Raw genomic sequence first — 20,082 nt, 5'->3', positions numbered from 1 at the left:
ATTAGAGCTAGCGCGAAAAACGTCACCAAAATTATCAAGAGTATTATTGATAGAGAGCTACTTCCGGCATTTGCTTTTTCTTGTCGCTTTGCCGACTCACTGTCGCAAAAAGTAGGACATACTCTTCTTTTTTCTCTCGCCTGCTTTAGGATTAAAATTGAGCAGTACCTCATATAGGTATTCCTTTATGTGATGATTCTATAAGGCTATAAGTATCTGGAACTCCAGGCGGTAATGCATGAGGCAACATACTCTGCGTCTCGGCTGTTTGTAAGTAAATGGTCGGCAGAGTCCAGCGATATGAAGCTCTTCGGGTGTTTAGCTGTCTGGTAAATCTTCTGTGCTTGTTCTATGGATACAACATTGTCGGTAGGTGAGTGAAAAACAAGCAGTGCGCGTCGGAGGTTCGCGATGCTTTTATCCTGCTGCTGACTTTCAATATCTTCGAGGAACTGATTTTTTATAGTGAACTCCCTTCCTCCAAGCGTAACTCTATATTCACCAATGTCTCTGATCGCTTCTACTTGACCCTTGAACTGCTTCATAACATGGGTCGCATCAGCAGGAGCTCCGATTGTCACAACACCTTTTCCCTCAGGGATGTGCTTAGCTGCTGCGATGACTGCAGCGCCCCCCAAGCTGTGGCCAATCAAAAGGGATGGAGCCTGATACGTGTTGCGTAAATAATCCGCCGCAGATACCAAGTCAGCAACGTTTGATGAAAAATTGGTATTGGAGAAGTCTCCGCCACTCCCGCCCAGACCCGTGAAATCAAAACGAAGTACAGCGATATTATTGTCGACCAGCGCCTTCGCAATACGCGCAGCTGCTTTAATATCTTTGCCACAGGTGAAGCAGTGTGCGAACAATGCGTAAGCACTGGGTGACTCAGGGGCTTCAAGCAGTCCTGAAAGGCTCGTACCCTCGGCGTTTAGGAACGTGATCTTCTGTTTGCTCATGACGATTTCCATGGGAAGTATTGACTGGCGTTAGGTTCTCACTGTGGCAGCATAGCAATGCAAGCTCAAAACCGTGAGGCAGTAGAAGCCTACCACCTAGTAGGTATGCTGGCAATCTTGGCTGTTCTGCATCGTCTTTGGTGCTTAAGCCTTATGCCATGCAGATAGCGGATAGGACGGGAGTGAACTCAGCGCAGACTTGTCGCTTGAGGTGGGGCTGGCCGTGAGTACCGCGCCGGTGGTTGACCTTGTTCGACGGTCGGCAACGCGACTGTTACAGACCCAACGAGCCCTCGTAGGCCGTAAATCAGGCCTCCATTACTACGCAGGCACCATTGATAGTGGTTACAGGCGCCAGAAGCTTTTGCCATAAGCTTCGGTGTTGCAACTGCAGTCTGTGCAGGTGCGCTTGCGATGTTTTCATGATGCGTAAGCAGGCTGAAGCCGCTGTGCAAGAGGTTACCAGTTAAATTCGATTTTTGAATATGAGTGTATCCTGGGTCTTTCGTGCTCCGGAAGACCCAGGAGAACGCTCATATCTTGAATTTCAAAACCATACTGTTGAGTTGAACGGCTAGTTTTGAAAGGTCTTGCGAAGAAGCGCTTGTTTGATTCGAGCCAGCAGAGTTGAGTGTCGCCAAATCTCTTATGTTAACAATGTTTCTGTCCACCTCTCTGGCGACTTGTGCTTGCTGCTCCGAAGCGGTAGCGATAATTAAGTTTCTCTCGTTTATGCCCATGATAGATTCATAGATTTCACGCAATGCATCCCCGCCGGCCTTAGCTGCAATCAATGTTTCGTGTGTACGCTTCTCGCTTGTAGACATAGCGCTTACCACTCTAGAGGTGCCTGAGAGGATCGTGTTGATCATCTCACCAATTTCCTCAGTGGACTGCTGCGTCCGATGCGCAAGGGCCCGTACTTCATCTGCAACCACTGCAAAGCCTCGACCAGCCTCTCCTGCCCGAGCTGCCTCAATGGCAGCATTGAGCGCTAGAAGATTTGTCTGTTGTGCAATTGACCCGATTACTTCAAGAACCTTATTGATATCTTCAATATTGCTAGAGAGAAGCTCCACCTCTTGTGAGGTTGTTGTCACATCGCCGGCGAGCAGTTCGATGAGAGACAACGCCTGATCAATCTGCAAGCTCCCTGACTTGGTGGCACTTTCAGTTTCCTTAGACGCCTCGGCAGTACTATTTGCATTTCTCGCTACTTCCTCCACTGCGGCAGTCATTTCATTGACGGCAGTAGCAGCTTGATCGATTTCGACGTTTTGCTGATGAAGACCCTTATTTGCATTTTCTGTTACCGCTTGTAGCTCTTCTGATGCTGACGCCAGTTGATCTGAATAGCTCGCAATCTGAGAGATTGTGTTCTTCAGTTCGTGCTGCATTTGGCTAAGTGATGTTAGTAATGCACTTGTTTCGTCTTTCCCGCTGATTCTAATTGTTTGGCACAGATTGCCAGAAGCAATTTGATGTGCAATTGAAACTGCGTCGGATAATGGTTTGACAATGCTTTTAGTGAAATATGTTGCCAGTGCTACCATCGTCAATAGAATTGTAGCGATGGTTGCTAGAATTGCTATGATATTTTCGGTGTAGGCATCATCGCTGGCAGCAGCAGCTGCGCTGGCACCTTCGGAATTGAGTATTGAAACTTTTTTTAGTGCAGATATCATAGATTCCGCATATTCAATAAGTGGCCCATTTATGAGCTTTTCTACCTCGACGCTATCTTTTTTTATGATGTTTTTGACTATGTTATCTTGCAGGTCTTGATAGCGGAGGTAGTGCTTTTCGAAATCGTCGAATGCTTTTGTTTCTTCGTTGCTTTTTATGGTTTTTCTGTATCTATTGAAGGCTTCAGGAATGGAAGCCTTGATTTCCGCAAGCTTTGACAAGGTCAATGCTTTATCTTCCTGGTTCTTGAGCAGGAATGCTCGCAGCGTCAACGCGCGCCCTCTACCGATATCTGTGCCAATTTCTGATAGCTCGAACAGTCCGGGCATCCAGACTGTTTTTATCTCATCAGAGGCATCGTTCATATTTTTTGATTGGTATAATGAGATTCCGCCCATTAATACTACTAGTGCAGCAACTATAGAAAAAAGTAGTATGGATCTGGTTCCAATTTTTACGTTGTTAAGGTTCACGATTACTCCTGACGCTGCGATATCGGTCGTATAAAACGATGGTGCCTGGTTTTAAAGTGTGTCTGATATGTGCAGTCACTGGTTTTTGGCTGGGTTGGTTTGGGTTGGATTGGCTGAGGGGGTGAGTGTGGATCTAAGTTCTGTGATTAGCTCAGGGTCGCAATCAATTGAGCAAGCTAAATATAATGTCGTGCTCGTTAGGATAGGGCTTGATTTCAGTGGATTCATCTCGTTTAACCGATTTCGCCAGATGTAGTTGCCCTCAGTTGTACTTGTGAACCATGCATCTATTCGCCCCAAGCGCAGCAGCTTTCCTGGGTTTTCACCGAGCTTGATGTGTACGAGTTGCTTTGGTGGAAAACCATTTTCAACTAGAGTCTCTGCTTGAGCCGAGCCTTGACCTACTCCGATACGGCTATACATTCTCCTCGCTTCAGAAAAGCTTCGGGCGGGAGTGCCTAATGTGAACATCACATTTTTAGTCTCTAAGATCGGGGCTATCCAAGTGAATTTATCTTCGCGAGAGGCAGTGCGTGCAAGAGGTGCAATCAACTTGTTCCGCCCACTGGAGACCTCCTTCTGGGCTCGTGGCCAAGGGGTCTCTCGAAGTATTATATTTTTTTTGGTTTGCTCAAGTGCTGTAATTATGGGGGTGATGGTTATACCTTGGCTGGTAATGTTTGACCATGCCAGTGGCGGCGAGTTAGGAATGTATAATTCAAAAGGTTCATCTGCCAGTGCGGAGAAACTGATTAACAGCGTCGGTAGCAACAGCAATATATGTAGCATTGAAGGCTCTTCATCTGAGGTGGGATCAGTGGTGCAACGGCCTTTGACGCAATCTCAATTGCCACATATATTGGTGCCGAGGCTATTAGTCGCTTTACGGGCGCGCGCGTTGTTCTCACTAATTATAGCGATGTGCCATTACCACGAGAATGGTCATTAGTGCAATTAAGCATGTGATAAGTGAAATTTGGCCCATGCATGTAACAATTCTTGTCATAGATCAATGTTCCGCCGCCAGTGCAGCAGTTGCCTGGGAGGTGTTTGCTTTAGCAAACCATTTTTCGGGGCGCGAACATCCAATTTTCGATGTATGCATGGCCTCGCTGAAGGGGCGTAACGTTGATGCCTATGGCGGGCAGCAGATAAAAGTCGAAAAATCTTTGGATGAGATTCAGTGCACCGACTTAGTGGTGATACCGGGGTTTTTGTTAACATTGAAGGATGTGATTCCCGAATTCAAAAAATATGGAAATTGGCTCAGGTCGCAGCATGCGCAAGGTGCTGAGATAGCTACAATGTGTACGGCGACTTTTGTACTTGCGGAAAATAGCATGCTTGATTTTATTAGGGTTACCACCCACTGGGCATTCGCTGGGCTTTTAAGTAGTCGGCATCCGAAGGTTATTGTTAATGCTGATCAAATCTTAAGTGAGGATAATCGTTACATTACTAGTGCGGGGTCAACCGCTACGCTTGACATGATGCTCTATATAATTAGAAAGTTTTCGGACTTTAAGTTGGCGCATACGTGTAGCCGTTATTTGCTAATTGATTCGGCTAGAACGGAACAGACCTGCTACGTGCTTTGGTCGATGCCGAAAGGGCACGGTGATTTGAAGATTTTGGAAGTTCAAACGTGGCTAGAAGGGAATTTAGGCGGTCAGCTTGTTGTAAATGACGTGGCGGAAATGTTCGGGTTTGGCGTGAGGAATTTCAAGCGGCGATTTTCTGAGGCGACAGGTTATACACCTATAAACTACATTCAGACTCTTCGCCTGGAACGTGCGAAGATATTGCTGGAAACAACTAATCAGGCGTTCGACTCAATAACTAAACAGGTTGGATACTCTGATAGCAATTCCTTTAGGCAGTTATTCTCCAAGCGCGTAGGAATTCCTCCCGCTGCTTACCGGAAGAAATTCAAGGGGGTACTGGCGTAAGTGATGGCGCACTCGCGCGCGCATGAGCATTGGCCGGGCATGGTATCGCGCGTAAGACCATCTGGGATGCGGCTGTCGATATCAGTGCTGGTCGATTGAAAGTCCTAATGCCTGACTTTTGGGTTCCAGAGGCCAGTGTCTACGCGGTACTACACGGCAACCGTTACCGGACTGCCCGCGTGCGTGTATTGCTGGATTTCCTTATCGAGCATTTCGATCGCGCAACTGATGAGCTGTTGTTTGAGCTTAAAGTGCCCAATGCTAGTGGGTCTTAGGCCACGCCTCACGTGTTCGTGTAGTTTTAAGCGGGCGCAATCGCCATTAGATGGTACAGAAGAGGAGGATGCCTTTGCATTACGCGGAGATCTTAGACGGATCCGCCTGCAGTCCCCATCTACTGCGCTGGGATTGCAAAAGATCATCAAGAAGCGAGACACCGAGTTTTTGTTGGGAGGTGCGGTCTCGTTTAAATGCTTCTTCCAGCAGATTCAGCACGTTGCGTGACTGGGTCACCGATTTAGGTGTGGTCAAGTCGCTCTTCAGATCCCCATTCATATACGAAAGGATCCGCTCTTTCTGACTCGCCTGTTGGGTTGCGCTGGCTTCGACCAGCCGGCCTTCATCGTAAGCCAGGCGGGTAGTGCTACTCGCCTGATCTTCAATGAGGTGATAGGTGTAGTTCTGCGACTTGCGGTCGTTGCTTAGCGCTAGTTCCGTCATCGGGTTGAGGCTGCGGTGGAACGATGCGTTGAGCTTGCTCGTCTGGGTCTGCTCAACCGAAAGGTCTCGCAAAGCACTGCCTTTGATAGTGGTGGTCTGCGAAGTGTTGAACGTGAAGCTGTCGACCTCGTCCTGGCGCATCGGATTGATTCTGTCCACGCTCTCGCTGATTGATGCTTTGAAGTCGGCCAGCCCGCTGAGCAAGGCTCGATCCTTATCGTTTAGCGGGGATGGGCGCTGTACCGCACCCTGACGGTTATCGTCGATGCTGTTAAGTTGAGTGAACGCGACCTTGAGGATGTTCATCAGGTTCTTGTCACCGCGTCCTCTATTTTGGGCGGCGTCGAACTGGGTCAGATAGTTGTCGGTCGCAGCCTTACGCTGGGCCGAACTGCCCAGTAATTCGGAGTTACGTGTATCCAGGCTAAGTTGTACCTGTCCTGACGGCCCTTTTAGACTGATGCTGCGCTCATGGTCATCAAGCATCAGGGCAAATGTTTGCTCGCCGCTTGGCGTTTCCAGCTTAGCGGTCATTTCCAGTGACGTAAAAAGCTTCGGATCGAGTCTGACCAGCGCGCCGAGCTTCAGTTGAGGGGGCGCCTCATGCAAGCCGTCGATAGTAGACTGGAAAGAGTCTGCCAGGTTACCCAACCCCTTGAGTTCTTCGTCACTCAGTGTTTCTCCTTCGACTTCAGCGCTCACCGCTAGGCCATTGGCACCACTGGCCAGCAACAGGCGTATGGTCGCGCCAGAAGAGGTCGTGAGACTGAAGGAAACGCCATGGTCGGGAGTCTCGCGCAGCTGTTGCTGTTGAAGTGCCAGCTCAGCAGGAGCGAGTAGGGAGCGGTCATTGAAAGCAAACACTGACTGAGACACATTTTTGCCGCCATTCTGAGCGAGCTGCTCAATCAAGGCTGCGCCAATTCCCTTGAAGCGCCCTGAGGTTCTGGACGCCTCGAAGGCAGTCTGAAGCGTGCTGGTCAGCTTATCCTGGCTTTCGACTTCCCAGGCATAGCGAACTTGCCCTGATAGAAGGCCCAGCCGCGAGTAGGTTTCTGAATCGTTGACCGTGGTGTTCTCACCAAGGGTTACGCTAGTGCTCGGTATTGTGGGGACGCCGGCGATCGGGGTCGCGTTGCTGGCAAGGGCAGAGGTTGATTGCGTGGGCGTCAAGGGCTGTGCCTGGTGCGGTAACGCTGATAGCGAATTCATGGGCGTCCTGCCGAGATAGGGTATAGAGGTTTTATCGGCAGGCAACTGATCAACGTTAGCGGATGGTCAGTGCTGCAGGCACAGCATACGTTCATCGTTCGCGGAACCGAGCGAACTGGCGCAGCTGAACGTGACACACACAGCAGCGTATTCCTTCGCATGTAATCTGGTACGCCGGTTTGGGGCGATCCAACTGGATGGGGAAACGATCCAGTTGAGGAAAGCATGGCATCGTTGCGCGCTCACATTCGGATTGCTCAGTTGCTGCTAGCGGTGAGCGCGATCACAGCGTCTCCATTTGGCGAAGCTGAATGCTCAGCCCATCACAGCTTTTCGACCATTCAGTTAGCCATTGAGGCAGAGGCGGTGATTTTTCGTCCATCCCCAATTCACGCGCCAGTTCTGCCGGAGGGACTGTGCCGCTACGACTTCTGAAGAGCCCGCGCATGACAACCATAGCGATTACTCTCCCATCCTTCACGAAGCAGTGCTCCACAAAGCTCCACTTTTCATCCCAACCAAGCATTCGAGTGCGAACTTCAAAGCGCTCAAATAGCTTAAGTTCGCGCCGGAACTTACCGCAGACGTCTCCAACGACCGGGATAGCGCGGTGGCGGAGCGCAGCGCGAAAAGCACCACTGCGCAACACATAATCCATACGGCCTACGTCAGCCAGAGTGAAATATCGGCCATTAGTGACATGCCGATTGAAATCAAGATCCAAAGGCCAAACGCGCATCCGGACGGTTGTAGTGCTAAGCCCTGGAACAGGGCGGCGCCAAGGAAGCCGCAAGAGCATCAAAAAAAGTCGGAACCAGAGATTCATATTCAAGGCCATCCAAGGCTGGAAACGGCCTACTTTAGGCTTTACAAGTGTCGTAAAGTAGATGCAGAAATGACCTAAACCATGCCGATCCAGCATTGAGGTTCTTGATGCACGTAACAGTTTTGTTAGCAGATCTCAGCTCACACGCTTCCGCCGCGCTGGCACTTGAGATGTTAGATGCTGCGAACCGTCTGGCTGTACCTGCTGAGCCCTTTTCGGTTCACGTTGCGTCGCTCGAAGGGCAGCCCGTGCGCAATGCGCTTGGTCGTTCCATGGCCGTGGACGGTGCTTTGAGTGGTATAGAGCGGACTGACCTCGTGATCATCCCAGGCTTTCTTTTCACCCTGCGGGATGCCTTACCAACCTTCGGCAACTATCGGAGCTGGCTGCGCCGTCAGCATGAGCAAGGTGCGGTGATTGCATCGATGTGTACTGCTACCTTCATGCTCGCTCACGCAGGTTTGCTCGACGGCGTTGAGGCCACCACCCATTGGGCATTTGCAGACTTGTTCCGTCGAAAATTCCCGAAGGTTCGTTTAGAGGAGCAACTCATCCTCTGCGAGCGAGGCCGCATCATAAGCTCAGCTGGAGCTAGCTCGGTTGTGGACATGATGTTGCATATAATTCGTAGGTTCGCTTCACGCGAGCTAGCTCAGCAATGTAGCAGTTTTCTTTTGCTAGACGCGGTGCGTACGAGTCAATCTGTGTACGTCACTTGGTCAATGCCCCGGGGCCATGCGGATAGCGCCATATTCAAAGTACAGGATTGGATGGAAGAACACTTTGAAAAACCATGTAAAATCGACGACATAGCTACGCGCTTCGGTTTTGGTGAGCGAAATTTCAAGCGTCGTTTTAAAGAGGCCACCGGCTACTCCCCGCTTGAATATCTGCAAACGCTTCGTCTGGAGAAGGCAAAGCAATTGCTCGAGACGACCCGGCTATGCTTCGACTCCATAACAGACAGGGTGGGTTATGAAGACAGTAATTCGTTCAGGCGGTTGTTCTGTCAGCGCGTTGGAGTCTCACCCAGCGTTTTTCGGAAGCGGTTTCTAAAATTCGCCCCACCAGGTCAAACGGCTATTCCGATCTGATCAAGGTTTTATGCATTGCGTGATGATGCATACCACCAATTTTCCCGCTATCGACCTTTCTACATATGATTCCGGTTCTGAGCACAGCTGCTCGTGACTACCCTGAGGGTTTCCCTAGGCTTCTCAGCGTTTCCGTGAATCTCCCCTTGAACGTAATGGTTGTCGGGATTAGCGTGCGCCTGCGTGATCACTGGATCGCTCTGTTTCACGGCTATTGCTGGTCAATCAAGCCGCTCCCATTAGCCCGTTGAAGTCCAACCCCAGCCCGTATTGATGGCCGGGCCCCCAGAGCATTGGCAAAGTACAGTGCCGCATTGCTGGACGCGGCGACTAAGGGCGCTCATCAGGTCACACGTTCAGGGCATGGCTCAGGTTGGTGCATGAAAAATGGGCGCATCTTTAGTTTCGTGATTGTCGACTTCATCTGCAGGGCTATGGCGTGACGCCTTAATTTACGAACTAACTCAGCAATACAGGCTCATATTCATTAGGCTTTGAGCCTCCAATTGCGTTAGGCTAGCGTCACTTTATAAATCACAGAGGGTTACTTATGTCTCGTTTGGCAGAATTCCGTAAGCTGGAGCAAACCTTGGCCGCACAGCTCGCAGAGCTCGAAGCGATGAAAGGAAGCTCCGAACTGCAGAAAGAAATTGAATTTGAGACCAAACTGCGGGACTTGCTGAACAAGTACGGTTTCAGCCTCCGGGACATCATCAACATCCTGGATCCAGAGGCTAGCCGTCGTTCCGCTGCTCCTGCAACTGCAGAGAAAGCACCACGACGGGAACGTCAGGTGAAGCAATACAAGAATCCGCACAACGGCGAAGTGATAGAGACCAAAGGCGGCAACCATAAGCTCCTCAAAAAATGGAAGGCGGAGTACGGTTCGGACGAGGTTGAGTCCTGGCTGGCCAAGTGAGTCAACCTGATTTCCGAGAGCCTCCTTCTAGGGAGGCTTTTTTTGGCCTATACGCTACCCGCCCCTGAATCGGAGATTGCAAGTTAGGAACGCGGTTGCTGTATTTGAAAGGGCAATTGAGGGCTAACAGGAGGTCGCATTTCCCCGCGTGCTCAAAGAAAACTTCCTGCGGAGCCAGGGATCTGGTAGCTGATTCACGCCCGTGCTGGCAGGCGCACAGGTCGGTTCAAGGGCTGATCAGAAGAACGTGGGGCTCCAGGTACCAGAGCCCCAAGTGCTGCTTTGGGGACTGAGAGGCCACGGAGGCGTTTATGCGGCCTCTTCGAGGTTGGCGAGCTTCTTGAACGTCTCAATCTTCTCGAATTCGAGTTCCTTGAGGATCGTCTGAATAGCCTCGTTTTTATCCAGGCCACGACGGGGCTCATCAAAGTCGATTTTCTTGATGCGCAATTCGATTTCGCTGTCTCGATTATGCCCTTTATTAAAGTCAGGAAACCCGAGCGAAATGACGCAGTGACCATCCATCCCCGAAAGGCTGAATCTAAACTTGGCGTCCAGCCGATGAATCAGCAGGCAAGGGCGGTAGGCAAGGTTGCTCAAGAAGTCAGAATCTTCCAGCCCCGTGCCTCGCAGATCCAAGCCGCGAATACGCTCCTCCATCCATTCCAGTTGCTCGGGCAGTGTGTGTTCCTCGTCTGGCACCAAGCCGATATCCACCACCTCTTTGAAGGTCATAGAGGCATGCCTGCTGTCGCGTGTGAGGCCCAATAAGTAGTCAAACCGCTTTTCGTTGGTGAAGTCACGGAAACGAATTTGCCGAACCTTGGCCTTTTGGGCGATCTGACCCTGTGCCTTGAAGTGTCCAATCAGATGCTTCGAGATGGCTCGGTTCGTCTGTTTGGTTTCAGGGGCGGTATGGGTACTGATGATGATGAGCTCGTCTTTGTCCTTGCTCTTCTGAATTTCGATGGAAGCTTTGAAGCGCTTATGCGAATCAGCCCAACTCTTGGAGCGGTCGAGACGCTCAATTTCGAAGTCCATGCGGATGGCATCAGCGCTATTGGGCACCGGATAGAAGCCTGGCGCATTGAGGACTTTGAAATTCTTGAAATTCAGATCCAGTACCTTGTTGACGTCAATGTCGTCAGGGATGCTGCTGATCAAAGACCCAGTGCCAGACCACTCGATGATTTGACTGGTGATTTTCGGATTGTCTTCCTTGGCGATGTACAGCTGCTGCAGCACCACGAACTCGCTGGGCTTGAGTAGCGATAGAGTCAATGCAGGGATGCTCTGCTCTTTGTCCGACTCCGACGTAAAGACGCCGCGCTGACGGAGCAGGTTCTTCAGATCGCCCTTGGATACAAAGGGCTGCACGAGATAGGCGCGCAGGTTCTCACCCTGTGGCAGTATTGCATTTTCATTTTCCAGATTCATTACGCAATACTCCTGAAGTCAGAGCGGTAGCTGACGACCTCGACCAGCTCGGCAAAGCGCTTGTTGGCGATCGAGCCCTTGGCCAGCGCCGCCTGCCGGCTGTGATCGCTGAAATTGTAATCAGGGAAGGCAATCAAAACTTTCTGCGGAAAATCCAACGCTACCGAGGACAAATATCCGATAAGCCTGCATAGACCCTCTTCGCTGAATTCATCATCACAGCAGACGGCCAGGCTTTTCGAGTCATCTGCCTGGATGAAGAAGGGAATGATACCGCTTGTGAGGTACTCTGCCGGCAGGACGTCACCTGCAGCTAGCCGTTGGGACGGGTCAACGTTCTTGCCCGTGGACGGATACAGGAATTTCACGTTTGCAGTGCCGTACGTGTTTCGCATGTACGAGATGGCTTCGTAGAGAAAGCAGGCCCGCCGGTTGTCGATCACATAGATGGTGCCGTAATTGGAGTTGTCCAGCTTCTTGCTTGCGGCAACCTCTGACACCGCGTCGAAATCCTTGACGTCTTCGCCGTTGATCCAGAACAGCACGCCGGCGACGACTTCTGCAGTGATGCCTGTATACCCGGCATTGAGCTGCCTTCTCTGAGCTGATCGTTTGAAGCACTCAATGGCTGTGGCCAAATCGCTGAAGTGACTTCTGAAGGTGGTCGTCAAAGGGCGCAGGTAAGCCTTGGTCGAAAATTTTGACGAGATGCACAGGTGCTTGAGGACACCATCTTCCAAGGGCGACTGACCCGTGTAGACGTAGTCGATCCCATGGCTTGTCCGCTCGGATCCTGATGCCGATTTTTTATGTCCCTCAGGGTGGATGCAGCTGACGTCAATGCCCCGCACGGCTGCTTTCCAACCGATGAATTTCAGGAACGAGAAGACGATGTCTTCCCCGTGCTCACCAATACTTTTTGACCACTCTCCCACTAGCGGGCTCTCCAGTTGATTTATAAAGTGCGTAGCGAAGCCGGCCTCTTGGCTAACCTATGCATCTGATTCGTGTGGAGAATACTCTAGCGAGAAAATTCTGATGGGCAAGCAGTTTATTGAAAAATCGTTAGAGGCCACGAAACACAGGGGTGGAATGTCCGGGGAGTGTTTTTACAATCTGTAAAAAATACACGTTTTGCTGTTTTCATACACTTTACGTGTAATGAATCCACAAATAGTGAACAGGAATTCTGTGATTAACAGCAATGCTGTTTGATTTTCCACTTTTCGTGTATTTATTTGCGTGTGTCGTCCACTTAAAGTGGATCAAGGGTGTGCGGTGCCGATGTTTCATCCCCGTTGGTTGACGTGCGGCATCAAGGCAGGCGAAGCGCTATGATCAGGCTACTATGCCCGGAGCCCTGTCATGTCTGTGAAAACGCCGTGGGAGGCTGCTATCGAAGTTGAGCCCAAGACCGAGTCTGAACGCTATCTGAGCAAGCTGGCGCGCAAGGCTTTTAAGGACAAAAACTCAAAGGATCGCGCCGCTGCAATCGCAGGTGTCAGAAACGCGGCGTGGAACATCACCCACCTGAGTGAATTCATCCGCTTGGTCAACCAGGATAGGGGAGCTATGGCTGACTGGAAGGTTTGTTATAAGTGATCCCGGGCCTGTCCCGTGACAGCGGACGCCAAGAAGCTGGCCTCTGCAACTCACAGCGTAAATGAGTCCCGCTCGTGCAGATTTTTGAGCGCGTCGAGACAATCCTTAAGAGGTAGCGGGAGGATCGCCGGCGTCGTTGACACGCAAGGGGGGGACGTCGAGTATGGGGTCAGCGAGCTTTTCGGTTGGCCGCTGCGAAAGCTATCAGGCATCAACCGGTTAAGTCAGGATGCGTAGACCAAAATTCTGCCGACAGTTGATTAACTAAAAGGGCAGTCCTTGATGAATTGCACTAGTGTTGCCGCCTGGCGATGCCGGCTTTCCACCGAGCGCCTCCAAACCACTTGGCGCATCATCGCGCCTTCATTTTGCTGTCTCATCGCCACTACGTGCGTTAGCATTGTCTTATAAAACCGAGCAGCATCGAATAGGGCTGCGCGCGTGCTCGGCAGTTCAAAATGCATCCAGATCCGAGCGCTGACTGGGACTGAGGTTTGGTGGCGCCTGACGCGTCGTGCAGAAAGGAAGACTGTGCTAGTGATCAATTTCCATTCGGAGAAGCCGGCAGAACAAGATTTGTTCCCGGGCGGGAGCCATGAAAAGGTCGCTTCCGCAATGCAGGCGTACATTACTACCCCCAATGCCTCGCAGGTGATTGGCCTCGATGGTGAGTTTGGATCCGGGAAGAGTTCGATATTGGAAATGCTCGGTAACAAGCTCAAAGCCGCTGATGCTAGCTATCGGGTCTGGTTTTTTGACTGCGAGCAAAATTACCAAGGCTCCACCAAAAGCAATTTCATCGAACTCTTCACTGATCAGCTCCTTGAAGACACGCGATCCGGCAGTAAGGAGGCCCAAGCACTGACCCGCATCAGGGATCTCGCACTGGGGCGTGAGTTTGAGTACTCCAAGAAAACCACAAGCCACGTCAGTGCGTGGGCGCTTTTGCTGCTTGCGAGCTTGTTTTTCTCCTCAAGCTCGTTTAAGGAAATATTTAAGCTTGCTCAGCCAGCGGCAGAGGTCGCGACGAGCCTGTTGGTCGCGAACTGGGCCGCTTTCCTTAGCCCTGGCATCGTGTTGTTTTTTGCATGGGTGTGTAATCACGGCAGGGACGTTGGTGTTGGCAAGAAGTGGAGCCTCCTGAGCCTGTTCAAGGGTTCAAGTCATGATTACATCAATGAAAAGATTGAGGTCTCCAAAGAAGTCACGCCGCTGGATTTGAAGCGCGCATTGGTCGAGCAACTGAAGCTGGTACCCAAGCTGCGCTATGTGGTGATCCTGGATAATCTCGACAGACTTCCTAAGGAAAGCTTACGTAGCGTCTGGAGTGATCTTGAGATATTCACATCCGTGGCGTCGGTAAAAAACCTAACGGTCGTGGTTCCTTTCTGCTCATCAAAGGTTGCCGCGTATCTGAGCGCGGATGCGGATCGCAAATACGACTCTCGCGATTTCATCGCCAAGAAATTCCCCGTGGTGTTCCGAGCTCCACCTGTCATTACTTCAGGGTGGAAGGATGGTTTCCGCCAGATGTGGAAGCACACCTTTACCCAGGCCGAAGCTTCAACCGCCGAGCACTGCGCACAAATGCTTCACCGTCACAGCCCTATGGCCAACGGTCTCGTCACTCCACGGCTACAGAAAAAATTCATCAACGACATCGCCACCACTTCACTGGTTGTTGGCGACCAGATCAGTTTGGTGTGTATCGCAGCCCACCTGCTCCTGTGTCGTTACAATGAGTTTCCGGTGGAAGAGATACTGCGCAAGGATGGCGTATCGGCGTACTACAAGGCATTGGTAAAGCTAGACGACTCAGCAGTAAACAAGGTTGCCGAAACGAATACCTTGTTGACCACTGTGGTTGGCCAGGACATGAACGCTGGATGGCAAATCCAGATCCTTCAAGTTCATTTCCTCACGACCAGTGAGATCGCGATCGCCGAGCTGCTCGATGAGCCACTGCGCCAAGCGATCGAAGCCGCTGATGCAGACAAGCTGTACTCTCTGACTTCGCTATTTGGCTTTTCAGACGCGTTCAAGCGCCTTTTAGCTGCAGGTCTACCGCTGACGCAGTTGTTGCCTCCCATTCACGCCGCGCACGAGAAGCACGGAGGGGAGTGGGTGAATGATGTGATACAGCAGATCAATGAAGCTGATTTGGTGCGACTGCCAGAAATTGACGCTGGGAAGGCTAAATTCTATGACGCGGTTCGGTACGGCATCACCGTAGGCTTGAACCCATCGAAGATCGCAAGGCATGGAAAAATGCTGAGAGACTCGATTGAGGGGATGATCAGCTTGCCCTATGACGCAAGCAGCTTCTCCGCTCTCGAGAGCGGCGTGAAGGAGTATGACCTCTATCTGGCGGCAGTGGGGGAGGAGTTTGGCTCATTGGTTGTCACGAGTGCCGAGTGCATCATGCACTTGCTGGCCCTGATTGAGACACTCAAGGTCATCAAGGCTGATCACTTCACGCTCGATTCAGATTGTATCGAGACGGCCCATCACCAGCTAGCCTGCACCGAAAATCACCCGCTGGATATGGTGCCGTTGGAGTCCGATAGTGTGGTGCCGGCGGTGAACTGGATGTATGGTTCCCTTCGCCTCGGTGACGGCCTCACGGGAGGCATCAGTTCGGAAGACATGGTTGCTCTGGTCAAGGACTGCAGCACCGGCAACTCATCGGCGATCATCAGTCTGGCGTTAGCAGAGGCGATCGACCAAACGGTTCTGAATAATGTGGCATTGCTTCTCAGCAGCGATGCCAGTGATATCGCTCGCACGGTCGCCGCCATCGTGTACATCCGTAACGAGGACGCCACATCGTTAACGGGTATTGGCAAGATTGAGGACGTCCTGAAATCGGAGTTGTTCCAGTCGCTAGCGACCGCGACACTGCTGTCTTCTGAAGTCCTCCCGCTGCTGTTGGGCGAAGCGGTAAATGCAGTGGCTCCCTTTGTGGCCAACCTCATCATCCACAAGAGACTTGGCTCCCTCAACTCCAGCTGGTTGCTGAAAAACTACAGTGCGGTCATGGCTGCGATTGAGCCGCATGGTGTCACGCAGCAAATGCTTCTGGATTGGTTCAGTGGCTGGGATGTCCATGCCGCGAAGCAGACCAACAAACCTCAGAGCATCGACGCTGCTTTACTGGCTGGCATCCTTGCAACTCCCGAGTCTAAGTTCGCGGCGTTCAAACAGGGTGTATTCAAGTTCCTGGACTCCAGTGATCGCAGCGAGGGCGACTGGAAGAAACTGATCGGCGAGGCTTCTCCTCAGGTGGTCAGTATCGTGCAAGCTATGGCGCAGAAGTCCATCTCGCTAAACAGTGCTGCAACGGTAGGCAATGCGATCGTGGCCACTTTACATGCCTACGTGCATGAGGAGGATGGTTGCCTTCTGACTGGCGAGACCGTGGCAATGATCAATACACTGATACAGGCGCTGGACGAGCAGTCAAGGCACGTGATCGGTGGGCGGCTGCGGACACTCTTCTACTCCGATCCCAACAGCATCACCAGGCTAGTCAAGGTGATCGATAATTACGGGCACCTAATCCTGGATATTCAACCGGTCAATAGCGAAGAAGCAACCCGATTGATTAGGCTGTTGGATTACATCGGACGGTACCCAGAGGTAGCACAGCAAGCGGCGACGTTCCTCGATGGTCGAGCGGATCAACTTTCCAAATACAGATATTCCGAGAGCCTGCGGCAAGGAATGGCCTCAGTCGTAACGAAGCTTGAAAAGCTTACGCCTACGATCTTCAAAAGGTTCGCGCGAAAGTCCTGGTTTGCTTCATATTTCAAAACGGCGCGGTCGGATCAGATGGCCGATGAGGTCGAAGCTGAGGTCAAGGACTAGAGCGCCTCGCTTCACCGTAATTGCAGGGCTGCATTGCAGCCCTTTGAGTTAGGTGGAATGGCCTCCTGCTCCTCGGGTGCGTGCGCTGCAATTAAGGCCGTTGCTCATGAGCAAGGCTAGGGCCTCTCTCTGGCCACCTCAGGCAATAAACATTCGATCGGTATGTCAAGGTGCGTTCAATAAGCTTGCGAATGGCCTTTTTATTGATTGTTTGAGCTACGGATGATTTCCAGTTGGATGGAGGTGTTTTTAGTAATGTCGGATATAATGACTGAAGTCTCCGCGAGGCTTGATTGCTTTAATGTTTGGAGTGCTTTGGTAAAGGTAGTGTCAGCCAGCGCGACACTGACAGGTTTGGGGGCTGCATTAACTTTTGCTGTTATCTTCGCTTATTTGCATACAATCGGAACGCCGGAGCTCATAGGTAAGGCGTTGGCGACGCCCTCAGAGCTATGGCCCTGGATTGTTGTTTCAAGTCTTTTACTGCTTTTTTATCTGGTGTTGCTGCTGTTAACTACGGCTACGTATGCTTTCGCTATAAACTTGTTTAAGAAAACACCGATCGTTCAGCCCGCAATGGCGATCTATCTGCTTATTCCTACGCTTGCTGGTGTTATTGCTACCGTTTACTCGATGCTGATGAGCCATAACTCAAGTGCTTTTAGCGTATTTGTTGACTCCGCTGTCTGGGTGGTGGTGGGTATGATTGTGTTGTTCTTTATGCCGAAATTCAATGTGGCGCTCGCGGGGGCTATTTCAAATGGTGGCGTTAAGGCTGTTCATTGGTTATCCTATCTAAAACACGCGTCTGTTTTAGCGATGAGTTCATGGTTCGCAGCCATCACTGCCACCTTTCCGATGCTTGCTGCTATGAGTGCGCCTTCTGTGATTTATAATGCGGGCGGCATGACTGCAGTTGTTTTTGTTTCGATATTTCTAACTATCCTCGGATTTGTCCCCGCCATTGCTTACTATGCTTCAGAAGGTGGAGTGTTAACGAGAGTGCGCAACGCCTTCATTGGCGTCTTGGCTCTAGTAATTGCGACGCTTGTTGTTGTTCCGTCAGCGGTAACCACTGCGGTTGACCAAGCGGCAGTTCTCGCAGGTATCAAGGATGAGAGGGTGTTCTCTTATATGCTAACGGAAACCTACGCCGCTGAAGATTTCGATGCGCGATGGGGTGAGGTCGTCACGAAAAGAAATTATCCAGTAGTCGAAGGGCTCATACTTTTTACTTTGGGTGGTGTTACATTGCTGTGCCCGAAAATCCTAGAAGGCTCAAATTTGTCTGAATGGGCTTCCAAATCGGGTGCCTGTTTGACTATGAACAGCAAGATGGTTGTGCGGATGCCCTTGAAGCAGAGATAGCGGATTTCTTTGGGGTGTGGCCGAATGGGGAGTTGTCCACCAACGTCAGCTGATTGCCATGCCCTCAAGGCTGTGGCGAACCGCCTGGCGCCACGTTCGGTGCACTAACTGTCGAAGATGGAGGGGCGGCCCTTAGCTGCGTGATTCATTAGCATCAAAGGCTTGGAGCCCTGGGTGGGCTAACGACCAAGGGAGAAGTCTCGCGTGCTGAGTCTAGGGCAGCGCGATTAGTGCCTACTTAAAGTTCCGCATCCACTGTTGCCAGACCTCTACTCAATACCAAATGCTGGAAGCGCTTGGCCAACTATCCACCTCATCTATATCGTCTTAATCCAGAAGTTAGATAGTCATTATCATTCATTGGTATCCATAATAATCTGTTTGGCAATATTTGTGGTTTTCAGTTTTTTTGTTTTGTTTGTTTTGGGTTGCTTTGTTTTGGTCGACGTGATTAGGCTGTAGGTATCTTGTGTTTGTGTTTGTGTTTTAGGCTTGAGGGTCTTAATGTTTTTGTTAGTGTATTCATAAGTAACTGCCTCAATATTTGTGTTATTCGAATGCTGCTCTTTTAAGTTGAGATTTTTTTGTTTTGCAACCTTGCGCCGATGCAGATCCGAGTCTACCTTTCATTTGGCGTGCTAGCTAAGGTCATTCACACCCTCAAGTGATCGTTCTTGAAGGTCGGGCTTCTTCGTCTTCAGAAAAGGAGAATTGCGACATGCCGAAAAAAATTGACTTGATGCGCTGCTCCCGACTGGCCCACTACTTTCGAGATGTTGATCTAATGGGTAACTCGCCCCCCGAATTTATACCTGAATCATTTCCTCCCAACTGCCTGAATGATGACGATCGGTGGTCTGCTGCATTTCTGCTCCGGTATGCCGTTCGTTATCATCACCTGTGGGCCACATTTGGCGTTCGTGACGGAAAACGGACTGTCCTCGGATCCCAACCTGTTGTTTCCTTCACGGACTTCAATCCTGCTGACTTGATCGCTTTACGAGAGGGAGCAAGGCCGCAAGGTGGCGTGGTGACGCAGTACGCGCTTACATTTCCGCTGAGAACCGCCCTGAATGGCGGTATTCAGCGGTATGAGCCAGGTGAACACGCCGATTCAGAGGACATGAACTCAGATCCATTGTTTGCACATGTGATGGAGCAGCAGGAGATGGCGAGGGCGGGGGCATTCACGTCATGTGGATACACGTCAAAATGCTCGGATTGGCGATGGTCATATCCAGGAAACTATCAGCGGTGCATTGAAAAAATAGAGGCCAACGGATTCGAGGGAAATACCATTCCTGGTCTCAAGTTGAATTTGAAAAAATGGTCAGGGATCGGAGTGGTGGTTCCCGACATGGAGACGGCTCGTGAGGTCTGGTACGACATGTTGACCTTGATTGATCGAAGGATTGTTTCGCCTTTGCACTTCAATCATATCTTGGTCTGTGATGTGCTCGCCAAGAACATGGAAGGGGCGCGCACTGACCAACTCCCAGAGGCCGTTCGTAGGGCTTGCTTCGACTGGTTTCCGACCCTCAGGATCTCTTGGCTTGAGGCGGTTGTTTCCACCATGGATTTCTCGTCTCGCGTAGAGATGCGCGAATTTTCGACCCGGAAAGGGCCAGTCAATGAAAGGGGAGGTTGTTGGCTCTGGTTTGAGGACAATACTCACCGCTATGTAAGATCCCTAGTGGCGACTGGTCGAATCAAGGTCAGCAAAAGGGGACGCTACCTCGCCTCTTTGGACGAATTGGATCCTGGTCGAAATCTCCGTGAGCGGCAGGAAATAGCTATTGAGATCGCCGAAGAGTTGGAGCAAAGATTTGGACTCAAAAGCACATACTTCTGCGTGTTGAATTCATTCTGTCCAGATGATCATCCTGCCTATTGCGGCTGTGATGACGGCGGCCACTACTACATCACTGAGAGGACGAGCAGCACTTGAGGGCTCACGGTGTTGCTACTGG

General features: G+C 51.0%; 14 protein-coding genes and 2 pseudogenes. 8 read left to right on the top strand and 8 right to left on the bottom strand.

What is annotated here, in order from left to right; genetic code table 11:
• Positions 1-206: 206 nt before the first annotated feature.
• From OGV19_RS15520 to OGV19_RS15510, 4 genes and pseudogenes are all read right to left on the bottom strand, one after another.
• Positions 207-959 (bottom strand): alpha/beta hydrolase family protein, encoded by a 753-nt coding sequence (locus OGV19_RS15520; protein ID WP_121161193.1) that lies wholly within the window; start codon positions 957-959, stop codon positions 207-209.
• 533 nt (positions 960-1,492) lie between these two features.
• A pseudogene (locus OGV19_RS27855) lies at positions 1,493-1,999 on the bottom strand (methyl-accepting chemotaxis protein); the annotation flags it as partial.
• 351 nt (positions 2,000-2,350) lie between these two features.
• Positions 2,351-3,118: pseudogene (locus tag OGV19_RS27850) on the bottom strand (MCP four helix bundle domain-containing protein); the annotation flags it as partial.
• A 75-nt stretch (positions 3,119-3,193) separates the two neighbouring features.
• Positions 3,194-3,907 carry a substrate-binding periplasmic protein gene (locus OGV19_RS15510; RefSeq protein WP_264309582.1) on the bottom strand — a complete coding sequence of 238 codons (714 nt, stop codon included), beginning with the start codon at positions 3,905-3,907 and terminating at the stop codon, positions 3,194-3,196.
• 194 nt (positions 3,908-4,101) lie between these two features.
• Here OGV19_RS15510 and OGV19_RS15505 point away from each other — a divergent pair, with 194 nt between their 5' ends.
• Together OGV19_RS15505 and OGV19_RS15500 are read left to right on the top strand one after the other, a co-directional pair.
• Positions 4,102-5,067, top strand: coding sequence for a GlxA family transcriptional regulator (locus tag OGV19_RS15505; protein WP_264309581.1), 966 nt, complete (start codon positions 4,102-4,104; stop codon positions 5,065-5,067).
• Between the two features lie 29 nt (positions 5,068-5,096).
• A complete protein-coding gene (locus OGV19_RS15500) occupies positions 5,097-5,342 on the top strand; it encodes a LysR substrate-binding domain-containing protein (RefSeq protein WP_245150098.1) in 246 nt (81 codons plus the stop codon).
• A 79-nt stretch (positions 5,343-5,421) separates the two neighbouring features.
• Here the strand turns inward: OGV19_RS15500 and OGV19_RS15495 are convergent, their stop codons facing one another.
• Together OGV19_RS15495 and OGV19_RS15490 are read right to left on the bottom strand one after the other, a co-directional pair.
• Positions 5,422-6,999: a hypothetical protein gene (locus OGV19_RS15495; RefSeq protein WP_264309580.1), complete on the bottom strand. Its 1,578-nt coding sequence runs from the start codon at positions 6,997-6,999 to the stop codon at positions 5,422-5,424.
• A 283-nt stretch (positions 7,000-7,282) separates the two neighbouring features.
• On the bottom strand, positions 7,283-7,825 hold the full coding sequence (locus OGV19_RS15490) for a thioesterase family protein (RefSeq protein WP_121162297.1): 543 nt from the start codon (positions 7,823-7,825) through the stop codon (positions 7,283-7,285).
• A 107-nt stretch (positions 7,826-7,932) separates the two neighbouring features.
• Between OGV19_RS15490 and OGV19_RS15485 the strand changes: the two genes are divergently transcribed.
• Both OGV19_RS15485 and OGV19_RS15480 read left to right on the top strand, forming a co-directional pair.
• Positions 7,933-8,919 (top strand): GlxA family transcriptional regulator, encoded by a 987-nt coding sequence (locus OGV19_RS15485; RefSeq protein WP_264309579.1) that lies wholly within the window; start codon positions 7,933-7,935, stop codon positions 8,917-8,919.
• Positions 8,920-9,469: 550 nt separating this feature from the next.
• Positions 9,470-9,838, top strand: coding sequence for a histone-like nucleoid-structuring protein, MvaT/MvaU family (locus OGV19_RS15480; RefSeq protein WP_264309578.1), 369 nt, complete (start codon positions 9,470-9,472; stop codon positions 9,836-9,838).
• A gap of 309 nt (positions 9,839-10,147) precedes the next feature.
• Here OGV19_RS15480 and OGV19_RS15475 read toward each other — a convergent pair whose 3' ends face one another.
• Both OGV19_RS15475 and OGV19_RS15470 read right to left on the bottom strand, forming a co-directional pair.
• The gene (locus OGV19_RS15475; protein ID WP_264309577.1) at positions 10,148-11,275 is read right to left on the bottom strand and encodes a GapS4b family protein; all 1,128 of its coding nucleotides are present in this window, start codon (positions 11,273-11,275) and stop codon (positions 10,148-10,150) included.
• A complete protein-coding gene (locus tag OGV19_RS15470; protein WP_264309576.1) occupies positions 11,275-12,210 on the bottom strand; it encodes a GapS4a family protein in 936 nt (311 codons plus the stop codon). Before OGV19_RS15470 ends, OGV19_RS15475 begins: the two co-directional genes overlap by 1 nt.
• A 430-nt stretch (positions 12,211-12,640) precedes the next feature.
• On the opposite strand from OGV19_RS15470, the gene OGV19_RS15465 reads away from it, so the two are divergent.
• From OGV19_RS15465 to OGV19_RS15450, 4 genes are all read left to right on the top strand, one after another.
• Positions 12,641-12,877 (top strand): hypothetical protein, encoded by a 237-nt coding sequence (locus OGV19_RS15465; protein WP_264309575.1) that lies wholly within the window; start codon positions 12,641-12,643, stop codon positions 12,875-12,877.
• Between the two features lie 537 nt (positions 12,878-13,414).
• On the top strand, positions 13,415-16,744 hold the full coding sequence (locus tag OGV19_RS15460) for a P-loop NTPase fold protein (protein ID WP_264309574.1): 3,330 nt from the start codon (positions 13,415-13,417) through the stop codon (positions 16,742-16,744).
• Positions 16,745-16,966: 222 nt separating this feature from the next.
• Positions 16,967-18,112: a hypothetical protein gene (locus tag OGV19_RS15455; RefSeq protein ID WP_264309573.1), complete on the top strand. Its 1,146-nt coding sequence runs from the start codon at positions 16,967-16,969 to the stop codon at positions 18,110-18,112.
• Between the two features lie 718 nt (positions 18,113-18,830).
• A complete protein-coding gene (locus OGV19_RS15450; RefSeq protein ID WP_264309572.1) occupies positions 18,831-20,060 on the top strand; it encodes a DUF4427 domain-containing protein in 1,230 nt (409 codons plus the stop codon).
• Positions 20,061-20,082 lie beyond the last annotated feature (22 nt).

Source organism: Pseudomonas putida, from assembly GCF_025905425.1.
In the GTDB taxonomy this organism is placed as follows: domain Bacteria; phylum Pseudomonadota; class Gammaproteobacteria; order Pseudomonadales; family Pseudomonadaceae; genus Aquipseudomonas; species Aquipseudomonas putida_AF.
The sequence above is the reverse complement of the archived record's forward strand: the minus strand, read 5'-3'. Positions and strand labels throughout refer to the sequence as shown.

Excerpts from the sequence above, each read along its gene's own strand:
- OGV19_RS15520 (WP_121161193.1), bottom strand. The coding sequence starts at position 959 with ATGAGCAAACAGAAGATCACGTTCCTAAACGCCGAGGGTACGAGCCTT.
- OGV19_RS15510 (WP_264309582.1), bottom strand. The coding sequence starts at position 3,907 with ATGCTACATATATTGCTGTTGCTACCGACGCTGTTAATCAGTTTCTCC.
- OGV19_RS15505 (WP_264309581.1), top strand. The coding sequence starts at position 4,102 with ATGCATGTAACAATTCTTGTCATAGATCAATGTTCCGCCGCCAGTGCA.
- OGV19_RS15495 (WP_264309580.1), bottom strand. The coding sequence starts at position 6,999 with ATGAATTCGCTATCAGCGTTACCGCACCAGGCACAGCCCTTGACGCCC.
- OGV19_RS15490 (WP_121162297.1), bottom strand. The coding sequence starts at position 7,825 with ATGAATCTCTGGTTCCGACTTTTTTTGATGCTCTTGCGGCTTCCTTGG.
- OGV19_RS15485 (WP_264309579.1), top strand. The coding sequence starts at position 7,933 with ATGCACGTAACAGTTTTGTTAGCAGATCTCAGCTCACACGCTTCCGCC.
- OGV19_RS15480 (WP_264309578.1), top strand. The coding sequence starts at position 9,470 with ATGTCTCGTTTGGCAGAATTCCGTAAGCTGGAGCAAACCTTGGCCGCA.
- OGV19_RS15475 (WP_264309577.1), bottom strand. The coding sequence starts at position 11,275 with ATGAATCTGGAAAATGAAAATGCAATACTGCCACAGGGTGAGAACCTG.
- OGV19_RS15465 (WP_264309575.1), top strand. The coding sequence starts at position 12,641 with ATGTCTGTGAAAACGCCGTGGGAGGCTGCTATCGAAGTTGAGCCCAAG.
- OGV19_RS15455 (WP_264309573.1), top strand. The coding sequence starts at position 16,967 with ATGATTTCCAGTTGGATGGAGGTGTTTTTAGTAATGTCGGATATAATG.
- OGV19_RS15450 (WP_264309572.1), top strand. The coding sequence starts at position 18,831 with ATGCCGAAAAAAATTGACTTGATGCGCTGCTCCCGACTGGCCCACTAC.